Origin of the sequence: Streptomyces sp. RKAG290 (assembly GCF_023701695.1) — a bacterium.
In the GTDB taxonomy this organism is placed as follows: domain Bacteria; phylum Actinomycetota; class Actinomycetes; order Streptomycetales; family Streptomycetaceae; genus Streptomyces.
Window position 1 is genome coordinate 175,602 of the sequence record NZ_JAJOZC010000001.1, and the last position, 23,835, is coordinate 199,436.

Sequence of the window (23,835 nt, forward strand, 5' to 3'; positions counted from 1 at the left end):
GGGAGGTGACGCAGCGGAGGTGGTGGCTCGGCAGGGATCGGGACGGGTTCAGGCGAGCAGGGAGCGTCCGATGATCTCCTTCATGATCTCGGTCGTTCCGCCGTAGATGGTCTGGATGCGGCCGTCGGTGAACGCCCTGGCCACCCGGTACTCCGTCATGTAGCCGTAGCCGCCGTGCAGTTGGAGGCAGCGGTCGGCGACACGCTTCTGCAGTTCGGTGGCCCACCACTTCGCCATGGAGGCGTGGACGGCGTCGAGCGTCCCCTGCGAGTGGTCGACGATGCACCGGTCGAGGAAGGACCGGGTGACGGCGCACTCCGTGGCCATCTCGGCGATCTCGAAACGGATGTGCTGGAGCTTGGAGAGCGGCCGCCCGAAGGCCTCGCGCTCCTTCACGTACTCGGTGGTGATCTCCAGCAGGTACTCGGCGGCGGCGATGCCGGCGACGGCGATGCCCATCCGCTCCTGGGCCAGGTTGGTCATCAGGTGGATGAAGGCGCCGTCGAGCTCGCCGAGGAGGTTCTCCTTGGGGACGCGGACGTCGTTGAAGAACAGTTCGGCGGTGTCCTGGGACTTCTGGCCGATCTTGTCGAGGTTGCGGCCCCGCTCGAAGCCCTCGGCCCCGCGCTCGACGACGAGGAGGGAGAGTCCCTTCGCGCCGCCGTCCGGCGTGGTCTTCGCCACGACGACCACCAGGTCGGCGAGGATGCCGTTGGAGATGAACGTCTTGGAGCCGTTGAGCAGCCAGTGGTCACCCTTGTCCTCGGCGGTGGTGCGGATGCCCTGGAGGTCGGAACCGGCGCCGGGTTCGGTCATCGCGATGGCGGTGATGATCTCGCCGCTGCAGAAGCCGGGCAGCCAGCGCCGCTTCTGCTCCTCGGTACCGAGACCCGTGAGGTAGGGGCCGATGATGTCGTTGTGCAGCCCGAGCGCGAGACCGGGGGCGCCCGCCCGGGTGAACTCCTCCGCCAGTACGGCGCTGTAGCGGAAGTCGGCGTTGCCGCCGCCGCCGTACTCCTCGGGCACCGCGAGGCCGAGCAGTCCCTGCCGGCCCGCCGCGAGCCAGGCCTCGCGCGAGACGATGCCGTCCTTCTCCCACTGCTCGTAGTGCGGGATGACTTCCTTGGCCAGGAAGGTGCGCACCGCCCCGCGGAACGCGTCGTGCTCTTCGGTGAAGATCTGCCGCTGCATCAGTCGGTGGTGTCCTTCCGGATGGTCCGCAGGCCCGGTACGTCCCAGTCGGCGGCGACGGCCTCGGTGTCGGCGCCCGGCCGGGCCGGGCCGCTGTGCACCGATGCGGGCGTGGCCGAGAACCGGGGTGCGGGCGCGGGCTGGGTGAGTCCGCTGTGTTCGACGAAGGTGGCGCGGGCGGCGAGGTGCGGGTGGTGCGGTGCCTCGCGGAGCGAGAGGACGGGCGCCACACACGCGTCCGAACCGGCGAAGACCTCGGTCCACTCGCTACGGGTACGGGTGCGGAACCGGGCGGCGACGACCGCGCGCAGCTCCTCCCAGCGGGAGGGGTCGCCCCGGTCGGGTGCCGTCGCCCCGAGGCCGAGCAGCTCGGTGAACTCGTCGTAGAACCGCTTCTCCAGCGGGCCGACCGCCATGTACTCGCCGTCCGCGGTCTCGTACGAGCCGTAGAACGGGCAGCCGCCGTCGAGGAGGTTGGAGCCGCGCCGGTCCTGCCAGCTGCCGGCCGCCAGCATTCCGTGGATCATCGTCGCGAGGTGGGCCGCGCCGTCGACGATCGCCGCGTCGACGACCTGGCCGGTGCCGCCGGGGGTACGGGCGTGCTGGAGGGCGGCGAGGACGCCGACGACGAGGTAGAGCGAGCCGCCCGCGTAGTCGCCGAGCAGGTTGGCCGGGACGGTGGGCGGCTCGCCCGGCTTCCCGATCATGGACAGGGTGCCGGTGAGGGCGATGTAGGAGATGTCGTGCCCGGCCCGGTCGGCGAGCGGCCCGTCCTGGCCCCAGCCGGTCATCCGCCCGTAGACGAGCCGCGGATTGCGGTCCAGGCAGGCGGCGGGGCCGACCCCGAGGCGCTCGGCGACGCCGGGCCGGTAGCCCTCGATCAGGATGTCCGCCCGCTCGGCCAGGCCGAGAACCGTCTCCGGGCCGTGCTCGGCCTTGAGGTCGACGAGCACCGAGCGCTTGTTGCGGTTGGTGAGGTCATGGGCCGGATCGATGCCGAGCCCGGCGCCGCCGGGCCGGTCGACCCGCACCACGTCGGCGCCCAGATCGGCCAGGAGCATCGCGGCGAACGGGCCGGGGCCGATGCCCGCCAGTTCGACCACGCGCACCCCGGCGAGCGGGCCCCGCGGGCCGTGCGCGCCGTTGCCTGTCGTTGCCATCCAGGGCCTCTCGTTCGGATCGTGCCGGGCTCGCGTGCCCTGGCGCCGCGCCTCGTGGCGTTGTCGTCAGTCGCCGACGCTCAGCGTGGACTCCCAGCGGTATGACACAACCGATGTAACACCGATGATGCTAAGAACCCACCGCGCTCCGCACAACCCCTTGGGGCGAGCAAGCGCTTAGTTCTTTTCGGCCGATCCTCCCCCACGAAGCCCTCCCGGCTGCACACCGCCACGTCCGGCTCCGCTACCCTCTGCCTGCTACATCGGCGCCGGCCCCTGCGGAGGCACTCGTGAACAGGCAGAACGGGGCACAACGCCCCTATGACGTAGTCCTCTTCGGCGCCACGGGGTTCGTGGGCGTCCTGACCGCCGAATACCTGGCCTCCCATGCACCGGACGGCTGCCGTTGGGCCCTGGCCGGCCGCAACCGCGCCAAACTGGAGCAACTGCGACACCGTCTGACGGCCCTGGATCCACGCTGCGCGGACCTCCCCCTGCTGCACGCCGACGCGGACGACGCCGGATCGCTGCGCGAACTGGCCGAATCCACTCATGTGGTGGCCACGACGGTCGGCCCGTACGTCTGGTACGGAGAGCAGCTCGTCGCCGCCTGTGCCGAGGCGGGGACGGACTACGCGGACCTCTCCGGCGAGCCGGAGTTCGCCGACCGGATGTACCTGGAGCACGACGCCAGGGCGCGTGAGACGGGCGCCCGGATCGTGCACGCCTGCGGCTTCGACTCCGTACCGCACGACCTCGGTGTGTACTTCACGGTCCAGCAACTGCCCGAGGACGTGCCGCTGCGCATCGACGGATTCGTCCGCAGCAACGCCGCCTTCTCCGGCGGCACCTTCGCCTCCGCGCTCACCGCGATGGGCCGCGGCCCGCAGATGCTGCGCGCCGCGAAGGAGCGCCGGCTGCACGAGCCGCGTCTGGTCGGCCGCCGCGCCCGCGCCCCGCTCGGCGCGCCCCGCTTCAGCACGGAGACCGGCACCTGGGCGCTTCCGCTGCCCACGCTCGACGCCCAGATCGTGGAGCGCTCGGCCCGCGCGCTGCCCCGCTACGGCCCCGACTTCCGCTACCGGCACTACGCCTCGGTCAAGCACCTGCCGGTGGCCCTGGGCGGTACGGCGGCGATGGGTGCCCTGCTGGGTGTCGCGCAGGTGCCGGCCGCACGGGCCTGGCTGATGGACCGGTACGAGCCGGGCTCGGGCCCGGACGCGGAGCGCAGGCGGCGCAGCTGGTTCACGGTCCGGTTCGTGGGCGAGGGCGGCGGCCGCCGGGTGTTCACCGAGGTATCGGGCGGCGATCCGGGCTACGACGAGACGGCGAAGATGCTCGCGGAGTCCGCGCTGTGCCTGGCGCTGGACGAGCTGCCGACGGTGTCGGGGCAGGTCACCACGGCCGTCGCGATGGGCGACGCGCTGGGGGAACGGCTGCGGGCGGCCGGACTGGGCTTCCGGGTGGCATCGGTGCGCTAGCGCGGTGTCAGAGGATCCATGAGGTCAGGGTGTAGAGCATCGCTCCGGCCCAGACGGACGCCACCGCACCCCCGAGCAGCATGCCCACCGCCACACGGCGCTGAGCAGGGTGGAGGGGTGCGGTTCGGGCGGACGTACGAGATGCGTTCATGTGTCCAGACTGCCCGCTCATGATCGTCTGACGCCATCCGTACGGATACTCAGACGGCCGCACGTCCGTGCCCCCTCCCGCCGGCCCTCAGGCGGTCGCCTCGCGCAGCGCCCGCCGGCAGAGTGCGTCGGCCCGCCGGGTGGTCTCGGGCTGGCGGAAGTCGCGGGCCAGCAACAGCGTGTGCGCACAGGCGTTGTCGAGGCCGGTGCGGTGGCCGACGGAGACGAACACCGGTTTGGTGCCGTCCTGGGTGCGCAGTGCCCGGCCCACCTCCTCGTCGCCGTCGAGCAGCGGCGAGCAGTCGCCGCGACGCGGGCCCGGCTGTTCGTACGAGAAGGTGAACGGGTTCTTCGCGACGCCGATGACCGGAAGGCCGGTCAGCACGCCCAGGTGGCTGGCGAGCCCGAAGCGGCGCGGGTGCGCCCGCCCGTATCCGTCGCAGACGACGAGCCCGGGGTCGACCGGCAGGGCCTCCAGCGCGGCCAGCACGGTGGGGATCTCACGGAACGCCAGCAGCCCCGGGACGTACGGGAAGGTGACCCGGCCGGCGGCGGTGGCCTCGGCCACCACGTCGAGCGTGGCCGCGTCGAGCACGACGGCCGCAGCCACGACGACATCGCGCGCGTCGTCGTAGGCGACGTCCACCCCGGTGACCCGGCCGGTGCCCGGCGGCGGTCCCGGTTCACCGAGCACCACCCGGGCGCGCAGGGCGTCCTGGACCGCGCGGGCCCCGGCCTCGTCGGAAGGCATCTGAAGTGTTGTCATGGTGGCGACCAGCGTAGATCGTCCGGCCGCGGACCCCGTCCCGTAGCCTGGCGATCATGTTCGTACTTGAGCTGTCCTACACCGCCCCGCTGGACCGCGTCGACGCGCTGATGAAGGAGCACGTCAGCTGGCTCGACGCGCAGTACGCGGCAGAGGTGTTCATCGCCTCCGGCCGCAAGAACCCGCGCGACGGCGGGGTCGTTCTCGCGGTCGGCGACGACCGGGCCGCGATCGAGCGGCTCGCGGCGACCGACCCCTTCGTCGTGAACGGCGTCTGTGCCTACCGGATCACGGAGTTCATCGCCACGAAGACGTCGCAGGCGCTCGCCCCGTACCGTCAGCAGCCGTGACCCGCTTCGGTCACAATCCGCTGAGCCTCGCCGCACGCCCCTGCTCGCCCGCTGCCCAGCAGCTCCCGTCCGCGGTGCAGTCGACCGTGTCGTAGGAACCGGTGTCGACCGTGCGCCAGGTGCGGCCGCCGTCCGTGCTGAGGTCCGTGCCTGCCGGGCCGACCGCCACCGCGGCCGACCGGCTGTGCGGCAGCCAGGCGACGCCCGAGCGGTAGGCGGCGGGAGCGGCGGCCGACTGCCGCCAGCTGCGGCCGCCGTTGTCCGTGACGGCGGAGGCGAGGGGCGACTGCTGGTCGGGGCGGTAGTCGCCGCCGACCGCGATGCCGTGGGTGCGGTCGCGGAAGGCCAGGCCGAAGACCCCGCGGGCCGGGTCGCCTGCCGGGACGGTCGATTCAGCGGCCTTCCAGGTGAGTCCGCGGTCGCCCGAGTGCAGGACGCGGGCGGTGGCCGCGCCGCCGGTGGCCAGCCAGACGTCCCTGGGGCCCGAGCTCACCAGGCACTGCCCACTGGCCGCGAACCCCGCCTCGCCGTCCTGTGCGGCGGGCATGCCCTTGTCGGGGAGTACCCGCCAGCTGCGGCCGCCGTCCGTGGTGGACAGGATGCGGAACCGCCCGTCCACGGGATCGCTCATGGCCAGCCCGTGCCGGCTGTCGAAGAAGGTGAGGCAGTCGTAGAAGGCGCGGGCGTCGCTGTTGCGGAAGGACTCGGTCCAGGTCGCTCCCCCGTCGTCGGTGCGCAGCACCCGGGACGCCTCCCCTTCGCCGATGGCCAGCACCACGGCCCGCCGGGCGTCGAAGGCCTCGATGTCGCGGAACTCCAGCTCCGCCACGTCCGCCCCGGGCGGGGAGACGTCGCGCCAGTGCCGGCCGCCGTCAGCGGTGCGCAGCACCGTGCCCTTCGTGCCCGCGAGCCAGGCCGTGCGGCTGTTCACCGCAGCCAGGCCGCGGAAGCGGGCATCGGTTCCGGTGGCGGTAGGCGTCCGGACCGGACCGTGAGGGGGCCGGTGCCGCTCCCCGGGTGTTGCGTGAGCTGCCGGTGCGGCCAGAGCGGCGGCCAGCGCCGCCCCGCACAGGCCCAGTGACATCAGTCGTCGCGTCTTCCCCTTGGCCCTCATGGCGCTGGAAGCTAACCGACGGACTGCGCCGCGTCCAGGGTGCACCGCCTGTGAGCGGGCAGGTGATCAGCCAGCGGGGTGCGGTGACGCAGCTCACTCGGTACCCGGGTGCACGGAACGGTGAATTCCGTCGTCTCCATGAATGCCGGGAACCGTTCATCCGGTCGCGAGAGGGAGCAGGTCGTGTCCACCGTTATCGAACAGTCCGTTCAGGCCCGCATGGTCGCATCCGCGCCGCAGATGGAAACACTTCCCGCCGTGCTGCAGTACGACCGCACCGACCCCTTCGCCGTCCGCATGGCGTTCCCCGCACCCGCGACGCTGGAGGGCACCGAGGTGTCCTGGGAGTTCTCCCGCGAGCTGCTCACGGCGGGGATGGAGACTCCGGCGGGCGTGGGTGACGTACGGATCAGGCCCTTCGGGTACGACCGTACGGTCCTTGAGTTCCACGCCGCCGAGGGGTCGCGATGGTGCACGTCCGCACGGCCGACCTGCGCCGTTTCCTTCGGCGGGCGCAGCATCTGGTCCCCGTCGGCGCCGAGCACCGGTTCCTGGATCTGGACGCGAGCCTGGCGGACCTGCTCGGTGACGCCTGCTGACCCGTCCTTGCTGCCCCCGTCCCTGCGGGGCCGGCCCGCCCGGACCGGGGCCCGTTAATTGGGTTGCCCCGCCCCGGGCCCTGCGTACCGTTTGCGTTGTCCTTGTCGTCGCCGATCGGAGCAGGACGTTGCTCGTCTGAGGTCTTGAGACACCGTGTCGCACCGTCTCGTGTTCTTTACACGTCCGTGTGCCCGAGTGTGACCTCAGCTCTTCGAGCCGTCCTCCGTGACCAGGGCCTTCCTCTTCCGTAACCGGAATCCTTCCGTGGAACGCCAGTGACCGGTGTCTCATCCCGTTGCCCCTGACCTTCCTCGCAACCGGGAGATTCCTCATGTCATCCCCTCTCGCCCACATCACCTGCTCGTCGCTCTCCTTCGCCTGGCCCGACGGCAGCGAGGTGCTCGACGACTTCCAGCTCACCGTGGGGCCCGGCAGGACGGGCCTCATCGGTGTCAACGGCGCCGGCAAGTCGACCCTGCTACGGCTGATCGCCGGTGAACTCACCCCTACCGAGGGCCACATCAGGATCGCCGGCGAGGTCGGCTACCTGCCGCAGAATCTGGTCCTGGACACCGGTCTGCGGGTCGACGCGGCCCTGGGCATCGCCGCGACCCGTGCGGCGCTGCACGCCATCGAGGCGGGCGACGTCGGCGAGGACCGGTTCGCGGCCGTCGGTGACGACTGGGACGTGGAGGAGCGGGCTCGCGCCACGCTCGACCAGCTCGGTCTCGGACACGTCGGGCTCGACCGCACGATCGGTGAGATGTCCGGCGGGGAGTGCGTGCTGCTGCGGCTGGCCGCGCTGCTGCTGGCCCGGCCGGAGGTGCTGCTGCTCGACGAGCCGACGAACAACCTGGATCTGTACGCGCGTGAACGCCTGTACTCCGCGGTCGACGCGTGGAGCGGAGTCCTGGTGGTCGTCAGCCACGACCGGGAGCTCCTGGAGCGCGTCGACCAGATCGCCGACCTGCGGGACTCCGCGGTCACCTGGTACGGCGGGAACCTCTCCGCGTACGAGGAGGCGCTCGCCGTGGAGCAGGATGCCGCCGAGCGCATGGTGCGGGTCGCGGAGGCCGATGTGCACCGGCAGAAGCGCGAACTCGCCGACGCGCAGGTCAAGCTGGCCCGGCGCAAGCGTTACGGGCAGAAGATGCAGGAGAGCAAGCGCGAACCGAAGATCGTCATGGGCGCCCGCAAGCGCGCCGCCCAGGAGTCGGCCGGCAAGCACCGCATCATGCACGCCGACCGGCTGGCGGAGGCGAAGGAGCGCCTGGACGACGCGGTCGAGGCGGTGCGGGACGACGACGAGATCCGGATCGAGCTGCCGCACACCAAGGTCCATCCGGGCAGCGGCGTGCTGGTCCTGCGGGATCTGGAACTGGCCTACGGGGCACGGGTCCAGGGCTCGCTCGAGGTGCGGGGTCCGGAGCGCATCGCTCTGGTGGGACGCAACGGGGCCGGCAAGACCACCTTGCTGCGGACGCTCGTCGGTGAGCTGGCACCGGTGTCCGGCGAGGCGACCGTGCAGCTCCCGACGCGGTTCCTGCCGCAGCGGCTGGACGTGCTCGACGACGGGCTGAGCGTGGTGGAGAACGTGGCACGGTTCGCACCGGAGGCCACGGACAACGGGATCAGGGCGAGGCTGGCACGCTTCCTGTTCAAGGGGGCACGGGCGGACAGGCTCGCGGCGACCCTGTCGGGCGGGGAGCGGTTCCGCGCGACCCTGGCCGCGCTGCTGCTGGCCGAGCCGGCGCCCCGGCTGCTGATGCTGGACGAGCCGACGAACAACCTGGACATGGCGAGCGTGCGCCGGCTCACCGCGGCACTGGACGCGTACGAGGGAGCACTCATCGTGGCGAGCCACGACGTGCCGTTCCTGGAGTCCCTAGGGGTCACGCGCTGGCTGCTGCTGGACGGCGAGCTGCGGGACACCACGGCCGAGGAGGTGCGGGCGGGGATGTGAGGGGCAGGAGCGGGAAAGGGCCTGGCAGGGCCTCGGGCCGGGCCCGGCCATTTCCTCTTCCTGAAGCCGCTTCCCGCGCTTACCTGACCCTCCGCACACGCCACTGACCTGGACAGATGACGTAACGTGACCTACCTTCGCCGGGACGGGCTTGGCGTCGGCCTTACTGCCGCTTTAACCTACGGTCTCGTAACCTACGAAGCCGTAGGTAATTCTCCCGTCCCCAGGAGCCCCCCGTGACTATCACCTCTCCCCACCTCGGCAGTTCACAGGCGTGGACTGACGCGCAACTGCTGTACGCGCTGGAAGAGGTGGTGGAGAAGGAGCTCAACCGCCATCTCAAGGTCGCCAAGGACTGGATGCCCCACGAGTACGTGCCGTTCTCCGACGGCCGGAACTTCCCCGGCATCTTCGAGGACGGCCAGGCCTGGGAGTCCGAGCAGTCCAAGGTCACCGACATCGGCAAGATCGCCCTGGTCGTGAACCTGCTGACCGAGGACAACCTCCCCAGCTACCACCACGAGATCGCCTCGCTCTTCGGCCGCGACGGCGCCTGGGGCACCTGGGTGCACCGCTGGACGGCCGAGGAGGGCCGCCACGGCATCGTGATGCGTGACTACCTGCTCACCTCGCGTGCCGTGGACCCGGACAAGCTGGAGCAGTTCCGGATGACGCACATGGCGGAGGGCTTCGAGTCCGACAACCGCCACTCGATGCTGCACTCCGTGGCCTACGTGGCCTTCCAGGAGCTGGCGACCCGGGTGTCGCACCGGAACACCGGCCACCAGTCGGGCGACCCGGTCTGCGACCGGATGCTGGCGCGGATCGCGACCGACGAGAACCTGCACATGGTCTTCTACCGCAACCTCCTCGGCGCGGCCTTCGAGCTCGCCCCGGACCTGACCATGCAGTCCGTGCGCGACGTCGTCGTGAACTTCCGGATGCCCGGCCACGGCATGCCCGGCTTCGAGCGGGCCGCCGCGCAGATGGCGATCGGCGAGATCTACAACATGCGGATCCACCACGACGACGTCATCCAGCCGGTGCTTCGCTACCTGAAGGTGCTGGACATCGACGGTCTGGGCCCGGAGGGCCTCCAGGCGCAGGAGGAGCTGGGTCTGTACATGAACGGGCTGGACAGCGAGGCCTCGAAGTTCGACGCGAAGCTGGCCGCGCGCAAGGCCCGGTTGGCGGCCCGCGCCGAGGCCTGACGGTCCGCGCCACCCGGCTGCCGGGCGGAGCGCGCCCGTGCGGCCCGCCCCGCACCGTCACGTCCTGGTGGGGTGGCCCCTGCCGGCGGGCGCGTGAACCGTACGCTGGGCCGGTGAAGCCTGTGACCCGTCTTGCTCTCTTCGGTGCGCCGATAGCGATCGCCGCCTCCATCCTCTTCAACAGCGGCGGTGACGAGTCCGAGGCGCCCAAGAGTCCCCCGGCGGCGGCGGATCCGGCCGACGCGTCCGTCGGGCCCGACCCGTACGCCGCCGCGGACGACGAGGGCGGCGGCAGCTGGACGCACGCGTCGACGGCATGCCGGCCGGACTGGCCGCGCCGAAGATGCGCGAGATCGCCTGGAAGCTGCTGGCCAGCTCGGAGGGTTCGACGCTGGACTGGCGCAGCCAGTACGCCGCGATCGACGACAACGGCGACGGCACCGGCTACACGGCGGGGATCGTCGGTTTCTGTTCCGGTACGCACGACATGCTGACGTTCGTCGAGGCGTTTACCAAGGACCACCCCGACAGTCCGCTGACGCCTTTCGTCCCGGCCCTGCGCAAGGTCGACGGCTCCGGCTCGCACCAGGGCCTCGACCCCGGCTTCACGGCCGCGTGGAAGAAGTCGGCCACTGACCCGGCGTTCCGCGCCGCCCAGGACCGGGTCAGGGACGAGCAGTACTTCGAGCCGGCGGTACGGCTGGCCAAGCTGGACGGGCTCGGCACCCTGGGTCAGTTCATCTACTTCGACGCGATGGTGCTGCAAGGGACCGGGACGGACGCGGACGCCTTCTACGGCATCCGGAAGGCGGCGCTGGCCGAGGCGGACACCGTCGACGAGGGCGGGGACGAGAAGGCGTATCTGGACGCCTTCCTGGACGCCGCGCGCGCCGTGATGAAGTCGAAGAAGAACCAGCAGGACACCTCCCGCATAGACACGGCGCAGCGGGAGTTCCTGTACGACGACAACCTGGGGCTCAAGCCGCCGCTGACCTGGAAGATGTACGGCGAGACGTTCCGCGTCCCGTCCTGACCCCGGGCTTCAGCCCTGCTCGCGCCCGACTCTGCGCAGCCGGTCCCGCTCCTTCTCGGAGAGCCCGCCCCAGACACCGAAGCGTTCGTCGTTGTCGAGGGCGTACTCCAGGCAGGCCAGCCGCCCTTCGCAGGCGTTGCAGAGCTGTTTGGCCTCCCGGGTGGAGCTGCCGGGGGCCGGGAAGAAGAACTCGGGTCCCGCTTGCGCGCAGAGCGCTGTCTCCTGCCAGGCGAGAGCGGGGTCGGTCATGGTGTTGATCTGCATGCGGCACACAGTGCCCTGCCGCGATAAACGACTGATCAACGAGGCATCAATCCCGGGCCGATGGCGCCGGCGCCGGATCAGCCGGCCGGCGTCGGCGCGCTCTTGATCACGGCGAACGCCGCACCGTACGGATCGGTGACGTCGGCGAACGTGCCCACGCCCCGCACCTCCAGCGGTTCCCGCGTCAGCCTGCCGCCCAGCCGCTCGGCCTCCGCCACCGCGGCGTCGCAGTCGTCGACCTCGATGTACGGCAGCCAGTGCGGCCCCACGACGGCCCGTACGGGCACGGCTTCGAGCGGGACCAGGCCGCCGAAGCCGGCCTCCTCGCCGCCGCCCGAGGTCCGGATCAGTGTGTACGAGCCGCCGCCGTCCGGGTAGGGGACCTGTGCGCTCTCCCAGCCGAAGACGGCGTGGTAGAACGCGGCGGCGGCCGGCACGTCCGGCGTGCAGAGCTCCGCCCAGCACAGGCTGCCGGTGTCACCGACGACGCCGAGTCCCGGAATCAGCTTCGGCTGCCAGACGCCGAAGTACGCCCCGGCCCGGTCGGTGAACCCGCCCATCCGGCCGAACTCCAGCACGTCCATCGGGGCGAACGCCGCCGCCCCGCCGGACTCCCGCACGAGCTGTGCGGTGGCGTCGGCGTCCGCCGTCTGGAAGTACACCGACCAGGAGGGCTTGGACTGCTCCTCGGCGACCGTCATCGCGCCGCCGACCGTCCTGCCGTCCAGCGTGAACATCCCGTAGCCGCCCGTCTCGGGGCCGCCGGGCTCGTACTCCCAGCCGAAGAGAGCGGTGTAGAAGGCCGTGGCCCCGTCGAGGTCCGGTGTACCGAGGTCCATCCAGTTGGGGGCTCCGTCGACAAAACGGGTGGTGAGCATGGTGCGCTCCTTCGGTCGTCCCGGTCCCGGACGCATGGGTTCTCCGCCCCTCCGAGTCTTGCACCGGGCACCGACAACCGCAGTCCGTCGGCGGCGCGGTGCCCGCGCCGCCGACGGACGGATCCCCCGTTCAGCGGGTGACGCCCAGCGCCGGCAGCACCGTCTCGGCCACCCGGTAGGCCTCCTCCAGCAGGGGGTTGCCGGAGAGGATGAAGGTGTCCACGCCCAGCTCCTCGAACTCCTTCAGCCGCTCGACGACCTGGGCGGTCGATCCCACCACGGCCGTGCCGGGGCCCGGGCGGAAGAGGCTCATGCCCGGCCACATGTTCGGGTGCACCTCCAGCTCGCGGGCGCGCGCGGGGACCTTCCCGCCGTGCTGGCGGAACTGCCGCTGCCAGCCCACCCCGTCCTCGCCCGCCCGGTCGCCGAGCTGACGGGCGTACGTCGCGTCGCTCGTGACGTCGAGCAGCCGGTCGGCCGCGGCCCAGGCCTCGTCCTCGGTGTCCCTGACGATGAGGTGCAGCCGCAGCCCGATCCTGAGCGTGCGGCCGTACGCGGCGGCCCTCGCCCGGACCTTCGCCAGCTTCTCCGCCAGCAGGTGCGGGGCTCGCCCCAGGTCAGGAAGACATCGACGTGCTCGGCCGCCATCTCGATGCCGGGGTCGGACGAGCCTCCGAACCAGAGCGGGATGTGCGAGTCCTGGACCGGCTTCAGCTCCCGGAAGGAGGCACCGGCGTTCTTCAGGTCGTAGAAGCGGCCCTTGTGGTCGAACACCTCGCCGGCCGTCAGCCGCTTCACGATCGACCAGTACTCCGCGCTCAGCTCGTACCGTTCGTCGTGCTCCACATGGAGGCCGTACTCCTGCAGCGTCTTGGTCGAGCCGTTGACCACGTTGAAGCGCAGCCGCCCTCCGAAAAGGGTGTCGAAGCTGAGCGCCATCTTGGCCAGCAGGGTCGGCGGGATGAGCCCCGGGTGGACGGCGAGCAGTGGTTTGAACCGGGTGCTGGTGGAGGCGGCGAGTGCGCTGCCGAGCGGCCACACGTCGTACAGGTCGGTGGCCAGCAGCGCGCCGCTGTAGCCGAGGCGTTCGACCGTTCCGGCCAGCTGGGCGAGGTAGCCGAGATCGACCGGGCGCCGGCCCGCCGGCTCCCAGGGATAGGCGCCCTCGCGCGGGATGATGTACCAGAGGACTTCGGTCGCCATGTCGTCATACCGCCTTTTCCGCGGCCGTACGGGCGCGGGCGTGGCCGACGGTGACCGGCCGGTCGATGAAGCCGGTGCGCAGGAAGATGTCCGCGGCCTCCTGCTGCTCGGCGATGAACGCGTCGGTGACCGGTTCGATCGTCCAGGGCAGGGATTCGAGCGCGGTCTCCCAGTCGTCGGCCGATCCGCCCAGGTCGGCCGCGGCGATCTCGGCGGCCTGCCGAGGATGCGCCGCCGCCCAGTCGTCGGCGCGCTGCAGGGCCCGGGTGAGTGCCTCGATGACCTCGGGCCGTGATTCCGCCAGCTCGCGGCGGGCGAAGAAGACGGAGCGGTCGCTGATGACGTCGCCGGTGCGGATCAGGGTCCGCAGTCCGCCGGTGCGCCGGGCCGCGGCCAGCCGGTCGCCCTGGGCGACCCAGGCGGCGATCTCCCCGGTGCGTACCAGCTGTTCGCTGTCGTCGGTGCTGCGGACGGCTGTGATGTCGTCGGCGTAGGAGAGTCCGGCGTCGTCGAGGGCCTTGGCGATCAGATGGGTCTGCCAGGAGCCGATGGCGAGGTGCACGGTCGAGCCCTTGAGGTCGGCGACCGTGCGCACGGGGCTGTCCTCGGGGACCAGGAGCGCGCCGTGTTCGGGGCGCGGGGCGGAGACGGCGGTGTAGACGATGTCGTGACCGGCGGCCTGGGCGGTGATCGGCGGCGTCGACCCGGTGCCGCCGAAGTCGATGACGCCCTGGGTCAGGAGTTCACCGGTGCGGACGCCGTTGGTGTACGGGTGGAAGACGACGCTCTCGCCCAGCGGGGCCAGCTCCTCCTGGGCGAAGCCCAGGCGGGAGAGGTGGTACAGGTGGTAGAGGGACGGATTGCTGCTGTGGACACCGATGGTCAGGGTCATTCAGATCACTCCGGCTTCGGCACGGTCGTGGGACGGGGTGGGCTTCGGGGCGGTCGCGACCCCGAGGTCGTCGAGCAGGCGGCGGCGCAGGGCGGCGAACGCGGGATCACCGGGGTCGCGGGGCCGGTCGACGTCGACGGTCTCGTCGGTGACGAGCCGGCCCTCGCGCAGCACGGCGACCCGGTCGGCAAGTCGCACCGCCTCGTCGACATCGTGGGTGACCAGCAGAACGGCCGGCCGGTGCCGGCGGCACAGCTCGCCGACCAGGTCCTGCATCTTCAGCCGGGTCAGGGCGTCGAGCGCGGCGAACGGCTCGTCGAGCAGCAGGAGTTCGGGCTCCCGGACCAGGGCGCGGGCCAGTGCGACGCGCTGCGCCTCGCCGCCGGAGAGAGTGGCCGGCCAGGCCTCGGCGTGACTCTCCAGTCCGACCTCGGCCAGGGCCCGGAGCCCGTGCGCGGAGCGGCTGCGCGGCAGCGCGACCGTCACATTGGCGAGGACCTTCTTCGACGGTACGAGGCGGGGCTCCTGGAAGACGACGGTGCGGGCCCGGGGACGAGCACCTCTCCCCCGTCGGCTCCGTCGAGGGCGCCGAGAATCCTGAGCAGCGTCGTCTTCCCGCTGCCGCTCGCGCCCAGCAGGGCGACGAACTCCCCCGGGCGATGTCGAGTCGCAGTCCGTCGAGGACGGCCCGGTCGCCGAAGACGCGGCGCAGGCCCCGTACCCGTACGGCGGGACCGGCGGTCGGCTCGGTGGTGGTCATCGGGCGGCTCCCTGGGGGGTGCGCCACGGCATCAGCACGCGTTCCAGCAGCCGCACGACGATGTCGGCACTCAGGCCGAGGAGTCCGTAGACGAGGATGCAGACGGCGAGGATGTCGGTGCGGGCGTAGCTCTGTGCCTGCGACATCAGATAGCCGATGCCCGCGGTGGCGTTGATCTCCTCCGCGGCGATCAGCGCGATGACGCTGAGTGTCATGGAGAGCCGCAGCCCGGCGAGCAGGGACGGCAGCGCCCCGGGCAGGACGACCTCGCGCACCAGGGCGAGGCGCCCCATGCCGAAGCTCCGCATGGCCTCGACGAGCTTCGGGTCGGTGTTGCGCACCCCGCTCGACGTCGAGACGTACATCGGGAACGTGGTGGCGACGGCGATGAGCAGGATCTTCGCCGTCTCGTTGATCCCGAACCAGACCATGAACAACGGCACCAGGGAGAGGAAGGGAACGGTGCGCAGCGTCTGGAGCGAGGAGTCCAGGAGTTCGTCGCCGAGCCGGGTGAAGCCGGTGGTGATACCGAGCGTCAGCCCGGCGGCGAGCCCGATCAGGAGGCCGAGGCCGGAGCGGGTGAGGGAGGTGGTCAGGGCGTCAGGCAGCTGGCCGTTGCCCCACAGTTCCCCTACTGCCCGCAGCACTTCGCCGGGGGATGCCAGCACATCCGGGGTGAGGAGTCCGGTCGCCGAGGCCACCCACCACAGGGCCAGCAGGGCCACCGGCCCGATGGTGCGGACGGCGAGCGCGTAGCCGCGGCTGCGGGCCTTGCGCAGCTGGGGACGGGGCCGGACGAGCCCGGTGGGCGGCGCCGCGGTGTCGCTCATGTCAGTTTCCCGACATCGAGCAGGTGCGCGGCGACATCGACCTCGGTCCTGGTGACCTTCTGCTCGGCGTAGAAGGCGGCGACGTCCTTGAAGCGCGCGATGTCCCGCGGGCCGATGGGCTCGACCGTGCCGCCCTTGGCGGTGAACTCCGTCTGGACCTGCTCGGCCTTTCCGGTGACGGCGGTCGGGCCGACGTCCGTGAAGACATTGAGGTACGCGGCCGGGTTCCGCTTCTCCTTGGCGCTCGCCTCGTGGAGGTACTGGTAGAGGGCCTTCACGACCTTCGGGTGCTGCTCGGCGAAGTCCGTCCGCACGGCGTTGAGGCTGTAGTTGTCGGAGCCGATCGCCGCCCCGTCGGCGACGAAGTGCGCCTTGCCGCTGCCGATCTCGGCGACCGCGTAGGTGGCCCAGACCGCCCAGGCGTCTACCTTGCCGGCGTTGAAGACCGCCGCGGTCTGGTCGGGCCGCAGGTAGACCCGGGTGACCTTGTCCGCCGGGATGCCGGCCTTGGCGAGGGCCTTCAGCAGCAGGTACTCGCCCGTGCCGCCCTGGTTGACGGCGACCTTCTTGCCGACCAGATCCGCCACCGACCCGATTCCCGAGCCGTTCCTGACCAGGATGCCCTCCCCCGCGGCGTCCGGGGCCACGGCGGTGAAGAACTTGAAGCCGGGGCGCTGGGCGAGTGAGGTGATGCCGGAGGTGATGGAGCCCGTGGCGATGTCCAGCTGACCGGCGTTCATCGCCTGGGCGGCCGGGGCGAAGGGGCCGGCGCTGCCGGTCCACTGCACCTTGGCGCCCACCGCGGACAGGGCCGCCGCGAGGCTGCCGTCCTTCTTGCCGAGGGCGAGCACACCCGAGTTGCCCGGGTCGGGGATGCGGACGGACACCGTGGACCGGCTGCCGGAGACCTGACCGGCGCTCTCGCTCCCGGACGTGCCGCAGGCGGTGAGGGCGACGAGCGCGGTGGCCGTCAGGAGTGCCGGAACGAGCGTGGTGCGCAGTGGTCGGGGGAGATTCATGATGAGGGGTTCCTCCGGGCTCAGGGGGCGGGGGTTCGGCGGGTCAGTGCGGCCGCGCGGCGCAGGGGCTCCGGGTCGGCCCAGGCCGCCACGTCGACGGGCTCGGGCAGGAACCCGTGGGCGCGCAGCCCGGACTCCTGTGCGGCGAGCAGGGCGAGGCGTTCGGCGGACAGGTCGGGGTGGAGGGTCAGATGGGTGCCGGGCCGGTAGGCCCCGGCGACACCGTCGGCGCCCGCCCCGGTCTCCGCGCCGAGGATGCGGTCGACCTCGGCGGGCTGCCCGGCGGCCCAGTCGGCGGCCCTCAGCAGCACGGCGAGGAAGCGGTCGACGAGTCCGGGGTGGTCGTCGAGGAGCTGCTGATGGACGGTGATGGGACGCGGGGTGCCGTTGTTGACGCGGAACCGGCGGTCGGGCAGGTCGTCGAGTTCGACGGCCACCTCGGCGCCGGCCCGGCGTGCCGCCTCCACCGCGAGCGCGCCCTTGACGTACACGGCATCGACCTCGCCGCGGCGCAGCGCGGCCAGTTCGGCCGCCCACTGGCCCTGGTGCCCGGTGGCGGGCACGTCGACGAGCGCGGCGTCGTCGAGCGCGAGGCCGGCGGAGGCGAGCGCCCCCTCGAAGCCGCGCAGCGCCATGGCCCGCCAGAAGTCGATGGCGATGTCGTGCTTCGGTACGGCCAGCCGCAGTCCGCGCAGGGCGTCGGCGCCGCGGATCCCGGAACCGGGCGCGACCAGTACGGTCTGCCGTTCCTCGATCCAGGTGAGGCCGACCAGCCGGGTGCGTTCACCGCGTGAACGGGCCCACAGGGCCGGGACGTTGCCGCCCTCCCGGAAGAGCCCGGTCAGGGCGTGGGTGTAGTGCGCGGCACGGTCGGCGTCCGGGGCGGCCTCCTGGAGGGAGCGCACGGTGATGCCGTCGGCGGCGAACTCCTCGGAGAGCCACTGCCGGTCGGCGGCGATGCCGGTGGCGGTGGGTACGGGACAGCGGGTGAACCAGAGCGTCCGGGGCAGGACGGCATGCGTCATGGGGGTCTTCCCGAGGATCGGCGGAGCAGGGGGTGGCGGCGTGGCACGTACGTCCCGGTTCCGGGCAGCGCGTACGGCAAGGGCCCGTGCCGCGTCGGAGCGACGCGGCGGGCGGGGAAAGGGTGTGGGAAGAGCGGGAAGGTCAGCGACAGGCGGCGCTGGACACGCGGGCCAGGTCGATGTGACGGCGCAGCGTGAGGGCGAGCAGGACCGGAGCGGTGCGGTCGGGGGTCGCGATTCGGCGGCCGGCCATGGCACTGCTCCCTTCAGCTCGTCGGTGGTGACGGGCTGCAGCCTGCCACGGACCGGGGCCGCCCACAACTCGCTTCCCATGATGTGGGATTGAGTGTGAACACAGTGTTTCCCAGCAGGGATGAGTGCCTGTGCGACTCCCGTAATGTGGCAACGTCGGGCACCCCACGAGTGGAGAGTGAACCCATGACCGAGGCCGCCGCAGTACGCGCTCCGGGTGGAGCGCAGGCGGTTCAGCGCGCCCTGGACGTCCTGCACTGTTTCCACGACAACGGCCCCGACCTGAGCGCGTCGGATCTCGCCCGCCGCCTCGCCCTGTCGGTCTCCACCGCCCACCGGCTCGCGCGCACCCTGCTCGGCGCCGGTTTCCTGGAACAGGACGCCCGCACGTCCCGCTACCGGCTCGGGCCCGCCGTCACGGAACTGGGCCGTCTCTCGTACCACCAGCGGGGCCTGCACCTCGCCGCCCCGGAGCTGGCCGACCTCGCCGAACGCACCGGCGTCACGGCCGACCTGGCGCTGCGCAGCGGACCGCACGCGGTGATCGTCGCGGGCGGTTCGGTGACCCCCAAGGTGGGGCTGCGCCGGCCGCTGCACTCCACCGCGCTGGGCAAGGTGCTGCTGGCCTGGGCGGGGCCGGGCGAGGGCGGTCCGTCCTCGCTGCCTCCGCTGCCCGCCTTCACCGACCGCACGATCGTCGAACCGGCGGCCCTGGAGGCAGAGCTGGCCCGGGTGCGGTCCGACGCGTACGCCGTGAACGATGGCGAGTCGGCCCACGGGGTACGCACTCTGGCGGTGCCGGTACTGGACGGCGCCGGGCACGCCCGTTTCGCGCTCGCGGTGCGGGCCACCCCCTCCGTGATCACCGATGCGCGCAAGGACTGGTTCCTGACGCAGGCCCGCTCCTGCGCCCGCGCCCTGGAGGTCCTCCTGCTGTCACCTGCCGAGCGGCGGCCGCCCACCCCCTGACCGCCCCGGGCCTGCTCCCGGCCGCTGCCCGCGCATGGGACGATATGTGTCGCTCCGGCCGGCTGCCGGGCGGGGCGGCAGCGAGGCTGCGGGGACAGAGGGACGTACATGACTGAGGCCGGGTCCACGGAGGGCGGGGCGCCGACCGGGCGGGCGGCCCGGGAGCTGCTCGCGCGGGCCGAGGGACTGCTGGGCGCGGCACAAGGGGTGCTGGCCGATCACCGCCGCGCCGTCGATGCCGTACGGGCGGCTCTTGACCCGCTGCTCGACGCCCTGGTCCGCAGCGAACTGTCGGCCATCCCGGTGTCCCGGCTCAAGGACGTCACCGAGGGGCGACTGCGCATCAGCGCGGTCGAGCAGGCCGGTTTCACGACCGTCGGACAGGTGCACGGGGCGAACCGCTACGAGCTCCGCCAGATCCCCGGGGTCGGCGCCCAGACGGCCGACCAGGCGCTCGCCGCGGCGGGCCAGATCGCCCATGCGGTACGGGACACGGTCACGGTCCGGATAGCGGTGGACACCCCGGACGAGGCCATGACCGCCCTGGTCAGCGCGTTGTACCGGCTGGTCGAGGCCGGGCCGGACGTGCGGCGGGCCGTGGACGGGGCCCGCCGGCTGACCGAGCGGCTGGGGCCGTTGCTGGTCGAGGCCGGACCCGTGCGGGGGCGGCTGCGGATGCTCTTCACGCACCGGCAGGCCCGGGCGCAGGCGCTGGCGGCGGTGGCCGCCGCCCATGCGGTGGTCGCCGACGCGGTGGAGCGTGAACTCCCGCTGCTGTTCGGGCAGGTCTCGGTCGACCTGCTACGCGATCCGGACTCCGCGGTCGCGGCCTGGGTCGACTTCGAGGTGCGGTCCGCCGAGTACTACAGCCTGCTCGCCGAGATGTCCGGCAGCGGGCCCGACCGGGACGCCGCCGAGGGGTTCCTGCCGTCCGGGATCGCCGACCGGGTGCGCGGGCTGCGGCTGGACGACGCCCGGCTGCGGGTGTCGCTGCGCGGCTACCAGTCGTTCGGTGCACGCTTCGCGCTCGCGCAGAAGCGGGTGATCCTCGGTGACGAGATGGGGCTCGGCAAGACCGTCCAGGCCATTGCCGCACTGGCCCATCTCGCGGCGCAGGGAGAGACCCACTTCCTGGTGGTCTGTCCGGCGAGCGTGCTGATCAACTGGACGCGGGAGGTCCGCGCCCGTTCCACGCTGCGCGCGCTGCCGGTGCACGGCCCCGAGCGGCAGGGCGCGTTCGCGCAGTGGCGGACGGACGGCGGGGTCGCGCTCACCACGTTCGACGCCCTGCACACCCTGCCCGTCGCGGGCGACAGCGGCATCCGGCCCGGCATGCTCGTGGTCGACGAGGCGCACTACGTGAAGAATCCCGCCACCCGCCGCTCGCAGGCGGTGTCCGGCTGGTCGCAGCGGACCGAGCGGGTGCTGTTCCTGACCGGTACCCCGATGGAGAACCGGGTGGAGGAGTTCCGCAGCCTCGTCCGCCAGATCCGGCCCGAACTGGCCCCGTCAATCAGCACCAGCCACGGCGCGGCCGGTTCGAAGGCGTTCCGCCGGGCCGTCGCCCCCGCCTACCTGCGCCGCAATCAGCAGGACGTCCTCACCGAACTCCCGGCGCTGGTACAGGTCGACGAGTGGGAGGAGTTCAGTGCGGCAGATCTGCTGGCCTACCGCGAGGCGGTGAGCGCCGGGCAGTTCATGCGGATGCGCCGGGCCGCGTACGCCCGGCCGGCCACCTCCGCGAAACTGAACCGGCTGCGCGAGCTGGTCGCGGAGGCAGCGGGCAACGGCCTGAAGGTCGTGGTGTTCTCGTACTTCCGCGAGGTGCTGGAGACGGTCCGCCAGGCCCTGGGCGAGGGCGTGATCGGCCCGCTGTCCGGGAGCCTGCCGGCCGCCCGGCGCCAGGAGCTGATCGACGGGTTCACCGCGGTGGACGGCCACGCGGTCCTGCTGAGCCAGATCCAGGCCGGCGGGATCGGGCTGAACATGCAGGCCGCCTCGGTGGTCATCCTCTGCGAGCCGCAGATCAAGCCGACGATGGAGCACCAGGCAGTGGCGCGTGCCCACCGGATGGGGCAGATACGCACGGTCCAGGTGCACCGGCTCCTCGCCGCGGACAGCGTCGACCAGCGCATGCTGGACATCCTGGCCCGCAAGGAGCGGCTGTTCGACACGTACGCACGGCGCAGCGACGTCGCCGAGACGACGCCGGACGCCGTGGACGTGTCGGACGGGTCGCTGGCCCGCCGCATCGTCGAGGAGGAACAGCAGCGCCTCGCCGCGGTGGCGGACGCGGGAAACTAGAAACATTTCCCTGTGAGGCTGGGGTCGCGGTCGGCGGCAACCGAGGCGGCGCCCGCAGGGGCGCGCACCACCGACAGACGCGTCACAAGTGCGCGTCCTACGCGTTCGGGTCCCAGTCTGCGAGCTGTTCCATCGGCTCGGTGTCGCCGGTGATCTCCAGGCCGTCGAACGGGAGGCGCTCGTAGAAGTAGAGGACCAGTTCGCTCGCTGCGCCTCGCATCACCATGTCGCCCGGCTCCGCGTCGGCGGCGAGGTCGTCGCAGCGGACGCCGTCCGCGTCGAGGGTCAGGCGCCAGGAGCGGCCCTCGGTCGCGTGCAGGTCGATGGTCGCCGGCTTGAACGGCCAGGGGACGCTCGTTGCCGCGACGGTCGTCAGGAACTCGTCCACGCCCTCGACCGCGACGTCCGTCGGCAGCGGTTGTGCGGCGCCCTGGGTGAGCTGGGCGTCGTAGGTGTGGAGGGCGATCTCCTGGATCTGGTGCCGGGCCACGGCTCCGCTGGTCTCCGGGGCCTGCGAGCGGCCCCACCAGGTCCAGCAGCCGCGGTCCGGACCGGCCTCGCGCATCGCGTCGAGCATGAGCTCGGTCGACTCGGCGAGCCAGGCGTCCAGGGCTTCGCGGTCGCGGGGCGCGGTCGGGGCGCCCTTCGGGTCCGTCCTCGCCGGGGGCTCGGCGCCCGGGCCCGCCGCGATGACGGCGGCCTGGCGGCGGCGGCCGTCGCCGAGGTGCTGCACCAGTTCACGCAGCGTCCAGTCCGGGCAGGTCGGGACCTGGGCGTCGAGGTCGGGGGCAGACGCTATCGCGGCCCGGAAGGCGGCCGAGCGGTCTTCGATCAGCCGCAGGACCTCGGGGAACTCCAAGATGTATTGCACGTCGGTTGTGTATCACGGCGCTCCGGCCGCCAGGTAGCGAATTTGTCGGCCGAAGCGTCGGCGGCCGGGCGGAGCGCCGGCGCCGGTTCGTCCGCGTGCCGGTCCGACCCTTGGGGTGAACGACCTGGCAGAGGACGGCCGTTGATGCCGAGCGGGCCGAACTCGTCGCACGCGGATGTCCGGTCGGGGAAACGGTCCAGGACACGCTCGATCCGGTCGAGTCCGGCGTGGTGGCCGGGGTCGGTGGACTCCGTCCAGAGTTTGGTGCGTGGGCAGGTGACGCCGCGTCGGGCGAGCGGTTTGCGGATTGCTCAGCGGGTGGGTGGTGGCCGTCCTGACGACGAGGTCCTCGTCGTCAGGACTGAGCAGGCACTAGTGACCGTCGTGCGACGCGGCCTTGTCGGGCGTCTTCGGGGCGGCCGGCTTCGTCGCGGCCGGCTTCATCGCGGCCGGCTTCTTCGCGTCCGGCTTCATCGCGTCCGGCTTCATCGCGTCGTGCGAGGACATGGCGTGCGCCTCGTGCCCCGGTACCGTCCCGTCCGCCTTGGCCACCAGCAGCATCCCGGCCATGCCCATGTCGGAGTGGCTCTGCACGTGGCAGTGGTACATCCACGCGCCCGCGCCCACGTGTTCGCCCGCGATGACCTGGAAGCCGAAGGAGTCCGCTGGCCCGACGATCTTCGTGTCGATCACCCGGGTCGGGTCGTCGGGCCCGGTGAGCAGGCCCGTGCGGTTGTCCGCCCAGCGGTGACCGTGGACATGGAAGGTGTGGTAGTACTCGCCGTGCGTGATCATGACGACTTCGAGCCGGTCACCCACCGTGGCCTCGAAGTCGGGGCTCTTGTCGGCGGCCTTGTTGTTGATCGTCATGTCGTTGAAGACGATCGTGATCGTCTTGTCCGGCAGGATGTCGCCCTTGCGCCGGACGATCACCGGTCCGTAGAGCCCGTTGCGGATGCCGCCCGTGCCGTGGTCGGTGCCGACGACGTGGTCGTGGTAGTGCCAGTAACCCGCGCTGCCCGGCTGCCAGGTGCCGTCACTGCGCCGGCCCGGGGCGTGGGTGCGCCAGGTGTACGTACGGGTGCCGCCAGGTTCGACGATGCTCTTGTTCATCCGGGTGCCGTCGCTCGCGATGTCGTAGTCGACGCCGTGCGCGTGGAGACTGGCCGCCACGTCCATCGTGTTCTCGAACTCGATGTGCAGGGTGTCGCCCTCGTTGATCTCGATGAGCGGGCCGGGGATCGACGCCTTCCCCTTCTCGAACCCGTACCCCATCTGACCGTCCGCCAGCTTCTCGGCGTACATCTTGAGATGGCGGACCACGCCTCCCGCGGGGGCGGTGCGCGGCGGGTTCTCGGCCGAGGTGGCCTCGATCGCACCGAGGGACAACGATGTCACGCCGGTCGCTGCCGCGACTGAACCGCCCATCAGAATCCGCCGGTTGAAGCTCCTTCGGTCCATGTCGAACTCCCCACTGTTGGACGGGTGTTGCAAAGACAGTCAAGACAACTGCGGCGCGCGACGCGGAGGCGGCCAGGTCGCGGAGGTC

General features: G+C 71.8%; 20 protein-coding genes and 4 pseudogenes. 8 read left to right on the forward strand and 16 right to left on the reverse strand.

Annotated features, from left to right (window positions below):
• Positions 1 to 48: 48 nt before the first annotated feature.
• Together LNW71_RS00785 and LNW71_RS00790 are read right to left on the reverse strand one after the other, a co-directional pair.
• Positions 49 to 1,191, reverse strand: coding sequence for an acyl-CoA dehydrogenase family protein (locus tag LNW71_RS00785; protein WP_250966436.1), 1,143 nt, complete (start codon positions 1,189 to 1,191; stop codon positions 49 to 51).
• On the reverse strand, positions 1,191 to 2,351 hold the full coding sequence (locus tag LNW71_RS00790; RefSeq protein ID WP_250966437.1) for a CaiB/BaiF CoA-transferase family protein: 1,161 nt from the start codon (positions 2,349 to 2,351) through the stop codon (positions 1,191 to 1,193). Before LNW71_RS00790 ends, LNW71_RS00785 begins: the two co-directional genes overlap by 1 nt.
• Before the next feature lie 290 nt (positions 2,352 to 2,641).
• Between LNW71_RS00790 and LNW71_RS00795 the strand changes: the two genes are divergently transcribed.
• Entirely contained in the window at positions 2,642 to 3,832 is a 1,191-nt protein-coding gene (locus tag LNW71_RS00795; RefSeq protein WP_250966438.1) for a trans-acting enoyl reductase family protein, read from the forward strand.
• Positions 3,833 to 3,839: 7 nt separating this feature from the next.
• Here LNW71_RS00795 and mmpA read toward each other — a convergent pair whose 3' ends face one another.
• Positions 3,840 to 3,983 carry a morphogenic membrane protein MmpA gene (gene mmpA, locus LNW71_RS00800; protein WP_250966439.1) on the reverse strand — a complete coding sequence of 48 codons (144 nt, stop codon included), beginning with the start codon at positions 3,981 to 3,983 and terminating at the stop codon, positions 3,840 to 3,842.
• Positions 3,984 to 4,070: 87 nt separating this feature from the next.
• The gene (locus tag LNW71_RS00805) at positions 4,071 to 4,748 is read right to left on the reverse strand and encodes an endonuclease V (protein ID WP_250966440.1); all 678 of its coding nucleotides are present in this window, start codon (positions 4,746 to 4,748) and stop codon (positions 4,071 to 4,073) included.
• 56 nt (positions 4,749 to 4,804) lie between these two features.
• Here LNW71_RS00805 and LNW71_RS00810 point away from each other — a divergent pair, with 56 nt between their 5' ends.
• On the forward strand, positions 4,805 to 5,098 hold the full coding sequence (locus LNW71_RS00810; RefSeq protein ID WP_250966441.1) for a YciI family protein: 294 nt from the start codon (positions 4,805 to 4,807) through the stop codon (positions 5,096 to 5,098).
• Positions 5,099 to 5,108: 10 nt separating this feature from the next.
• On the opposite strand, the gene LNW71_RS00815 is transcribed toward LNW71_RS00810, so the two are convergent.
• On the reverse strand, positions 5,109 to 6,212 hold the full coding sequence (locus LNW71_RS00815; protein WP_250966442.1) for an oxidoreductase: 1,104 nt from the start codon (positions 6,210 to 6,212) through the stop codon (positions 5,109 to 5,111).
• Between the two features lie 183 nt (positions 6,213 to 6,395).
• Between LNW71_RS00815 and LNW71_RS00820 the strand changes: the two are divergent.
• The 4 genes and pseudogenes from LNW71_RS00820 (at position 6,396) to LNW71_RS00835 (ending at position 11,019) form a co-directional block, all read left to right on the forward strand.
• Positions 6,396 to 6,811: pseudogene (locus LNW71_RS00820) on the forward strand (SsgA family sporulation/cell division regulator).
• A gap of 332 nt (positions 6,812 to 7,143) precedes the next feature.
• Entirely contained in the window at positions 7,144 to 8,775 is a 1,632-nt protein-coding gene (locus LNW71_RS00825) for an ABC-F family ATP-binding cassette domain-containing protein (protein ID WP_250966443.1), read from the forward strand.
• 236 nt (positions 8,776 to 9,011) lie between these two features.
• Positions 9,012 to 9,986 carry an acyl-ACP desaturase gene (locus LNW71_RS00830; protein WP_250966444.1) on the forward strand — a complete coding sequence of 325 codons (975 nt, stop codon included), beginning with the start codon at positions 9,012 to 9,014 and terminating at the stop codon, positions 9,984 to 9,986.
• A gap of 122 nt (positions 9,987 to 10,108) precedes the next feature.
• Positions 10,109 to 11,019 (forward strand): annotated as a pseudogene (locus tag LNW71_RS00835) (chitosanase).
• Between the two features lie 9 nt (positions 11,020 to 11,028).
• Here the strand turns inward: LNW71_RS00835 and LNW71_RS00840 are convergent.
• The 9 genes and pseudogenes from LNW71_RS00840 to LNW71_RS36740 form a co-directional block, all read right to left on the reverse strand.
• Positions 11,029 to 11,283 (reverse strand): WhiB family transcriptional regulator, encoded by a 255-nt coding sequence (locus tag LNW71_RS00840; protein ID WP_250966445.1) that lies wholly within the window; start codon positions 11,281 to 11,283, stop codon positions 11,029 to 11,031.
• Positions 11,284 to 11,360: 77 nt separating this feature from the next.
• The gene (locus LNW71_RS00845; protein WP_250966446.1) at positions 11,361 to 12,161 is read right to left on the reverse strand and encodes a VOC family protein; all 801 of its coding nucleotides are present in this window, start codon (positions 12,159 to 12,161) and stop codon (positions 11,361 to 11,363) included.
• A gap of 130 nt (positions 12,162 to 12,291) precedes the next feature.
• Positions 12,292 to 13,364: pseudogene (locus tag LNW71_RS00850) on the reverse strand (LLM class flavin-dependent oxidoreductase).
• Positions 13,365 to 13,368: 4 nt separating this feature from the next.
• Positions 13,369 to 14,256, reverse strand: a complete 888-nt coding sequence (locus tag LNW71_RS00855) for an ABC transporter substrate-binding protein (RefSeq protein ID WP_250966447.1) — start codon at positions 14,254 to 14,256, stop codon at positions 13,369 to 13,371.
• Positions 14,257 to 14,894, reverse strand: a pseudogene (locus LNW71_RS00860) (ABC transporter ATP-binding protein). It abuts the gene before it with no gap.
• Positions 14,895 to 15,012: 118 nt separating this feature from the next.
• The gene (locus LNW71_RS00865) at positions 15,013 to 15,846 is read right to left on the reverse strand and encodes an ABC transporter permease (protein ID WP_250966448.1); all 834 of its coding nucleotides are present in this window, start codon (positions 15,844 to 15,846) and stop codon (positions 15,013 to 15,015) included.
• On the reverse strand, positions 15,843 to 16,865 hold the full coding sequence (locus LNW71_RS00870; RefSeq protein ID WP_250966449.1) for an NrtA/SsuA/CpmA family ABC transporter substrate-binding protein: 1,023 nt from the start codon (positions 16,863 to 16,865) through the stop codon (positions 15,843 to 15,845). Before LNW71_RS00870 ends, LNW71_RS00865 begins: the two co-directional genes overlap by 4 nt.
• A 20-nt stretch (positions 16,866 to 16,885) precedes the next feature.
• Positions 16,886 to 17,890, reverse strand: coding sequence for an ABC transporter substrate-binding protein (locus tag LNW71_RS00875; protein WP_250966450.1), 1,005 nt, complete (start codon positions 17,888 to 17,890; stop codon positions 16,886 to 16,888).
• A 142-nt stretch (positions 17,891 to 18,032) separates the two neighbouring features.
• The gene (locus LNW71_RS36740; protein WP_365397098.1) at positions 18,033 to 18,143 is read right to left on the reverse strand and encodes a putative leader peptide; all 111 of its coding nucleotides are present in this window, start codon (positions 18,141 to 18,143) and stop codon (positions 18,033 to 18,035) included.
• A 185-nt stretch (positions 18,144 to 18,328) separates the two neighbouring features.
• Here LNW71_RS36740 and LNW71_RS00880 point away from each other — a divergent pair, with 185 nt between their 5' ends.
• Together LNW71_RS00880 and LNW71_RS00885 are read left to right on the forward strand one after the other, a co-directional pair.
• Positions 18,329 to 19,111, forward strand: coding sequence for an IclR family transcriptional regulator (locus LNW71_RS00880; RefSeq protein WP_250966451.1), 783 nt, complete (start codon positions 18,329 to 18,331; stop codon positions 19,109 to 19,111).
• Between the two features lie 108 nt (positions 19,112 to 19,219).
• Entirely contained in the window at positions 19,220 to 21,415 is a 2,196-nt protein-coding gene (locus LNW71_RS00885; protein WP_250966452.1) for a DEAD/DEAH box helicase, read from the forward strand.
• Between the two features lie 97 nt (positions 21,416 to 21,512).
• On the opposite strand, the gene LNW71_RS00890 is transcribed toward LNW71_RS00885, so the two are convergent.
• A complete protein-coding gene (locus LNW71_RS00890) occupies positions 21,513 to 22,286 on the reverse strand; it encodes a maleylpyruvate isomerase N-terminal domain-containing protein (RefSeq protein ID WP_250966453.1) in 774 nt (257 codons plus the stop codon).
• Between the two features lie 372 nt (positions 22,287 to 22,658).
• The gene (locus LNW71_RS00900) at positions 22,659 to 23,747 is read right to left on the reverse strand and encodes a multicopper oxidase domain-containing protein (RefSeq protein WP_250966454.1); all 1,089 of its coding nucleotides are present in this window, start codon (positions 23,745 to 23,747) and stop codon (positions 22,659 to 22,661) included.
• Positions 23,748 to 23,835 lie beyond the last annotated feature (88 nt).

Excerpts from the sequence above, each read along its gene's own strand:
- LNW71_RS00785 (WP_250966436.1), bottom strand. The coding sequence starts at position 1,191 with ATGCAGCGGCAGATCTTCACCGAAGAGCACGACGCGTTCCGCGGGGCG.
- LNW71_RS00790 (WP_250966437.1), bottom strand. The coding sequence starts at position 2,351 with ATGGCAACGACAGGCAACGGCGCGCACGGCCCGCGGGGCCCGCTCGCC.
- mmpA (WP_250966439.1), bottom strand. The coding sequence starts at position 3,983 with ATGAACGCATCTCGTACGTCCGCCCGAACCGCACCCCTCCACCCTGCT.
- LNW71_RS00805 (WP_250966440.1), bottom strand. The coding sequence starts at position 4,748 with ATGACAACACTTCAGATGCCTTCCGACGAGGCCGGGGCCCGCGCGGTC.
- LNW71_RS00810 (WP_250966441.1), top strand. The coding sequence starts at position 4,805 with ATGTTCGTACTTGAGCTGTCCTACACCGCCCCGCTGGACCGCGTCGAC.
- LNW71_RS00815 (WP_250966442.1), bottom strand. The coding sequence starts at position 6,212 with ATGAGGGCCAAGGGGAAGACGCGACGACTGATGTCACTGGGCCTGTGC.
- LNW71_RS00825 (WP_250966443.1), top strand. The coding sequence starts at position 7,144 with ATGTCATCCCCTCTCGCCCACATCACCTGCTCGTCGCTCTCCTTCGCC.
- LNW71_RS00840 (WP_250966445.1), bottom strand. The coding sequence starts at position 11,283 with ATGCAGATCAACACCATGACCGACCCCGCTCTCGCCTGGCAGGAGACA.
- LNW71_RS00845 (WP_250966446.1), bottom strand. The coding sequence starts at position 12,161 with ATGCTCACCACCCGTTTTGTCGACGGAGCCCCCAACTGGATGGACCTC.
- LNW71_RS00855 (WP_250966447.1), bottom strand. The coding sequence starts at position 14,256 with ATGACCCTGACCATCGGTGTCCACAGCAGCAATCCGTCCCTCTACCAC.
- LNW71_RS00865 (WP_250966448.1), bottom strand. The coding sequence starts at position 15,846 with ATGAGCGACACCGCGGCGCCGCCCACCGGGCTCGTCCGGCCCCGTCCC.
- LNW71_RS00870 (WP_250966449.1), bottom strand. The coding sequence starts at position 16,865 with ATGAATCTCCCCCGACCACTGCGCACCACGCTCGTTCCGGCACTCCTG.
- LNW71_RS00875 (WP_250966450.1), bottom strand. The coding sequence starts at position 17,890 with ATGACGCATGCCGTCCTGCCCCGGACGCTCTGGTTCACCCGCTGTCCC.
- LNW71_RS36740 (WP_365397098.1), bottom strand. The coding sequence starts at position 18,143 with ATGGCCGGCCGCCGAATCGCGACCCCCGACCGCACCGCTCCGGTCCTG.
- LNW71_RS00880 (WP_250966451.1), top strand. The coding sequence starts at position 18,329 with ATGACCGAGGCCGCCGCAGTACGCGCTCCGGGTGGAGCGCAGGCGGTT.
- LNW71_RS00885 (WP_250966452.1), top strand. The coding sequence starts at position 19,220 with ATGACTGAGGCCGGGTCCACGGAGGGCGGGGCGCCGACCGGGCGGGCG.
- LNW71_RS00900 (WP_250966454.1), bottom strand. The coding sequence starts at position 23,747 with ATGGACCGAAGGAGCTTCAACCGGCGGATTCTGATGGGCGGTTCAGTC.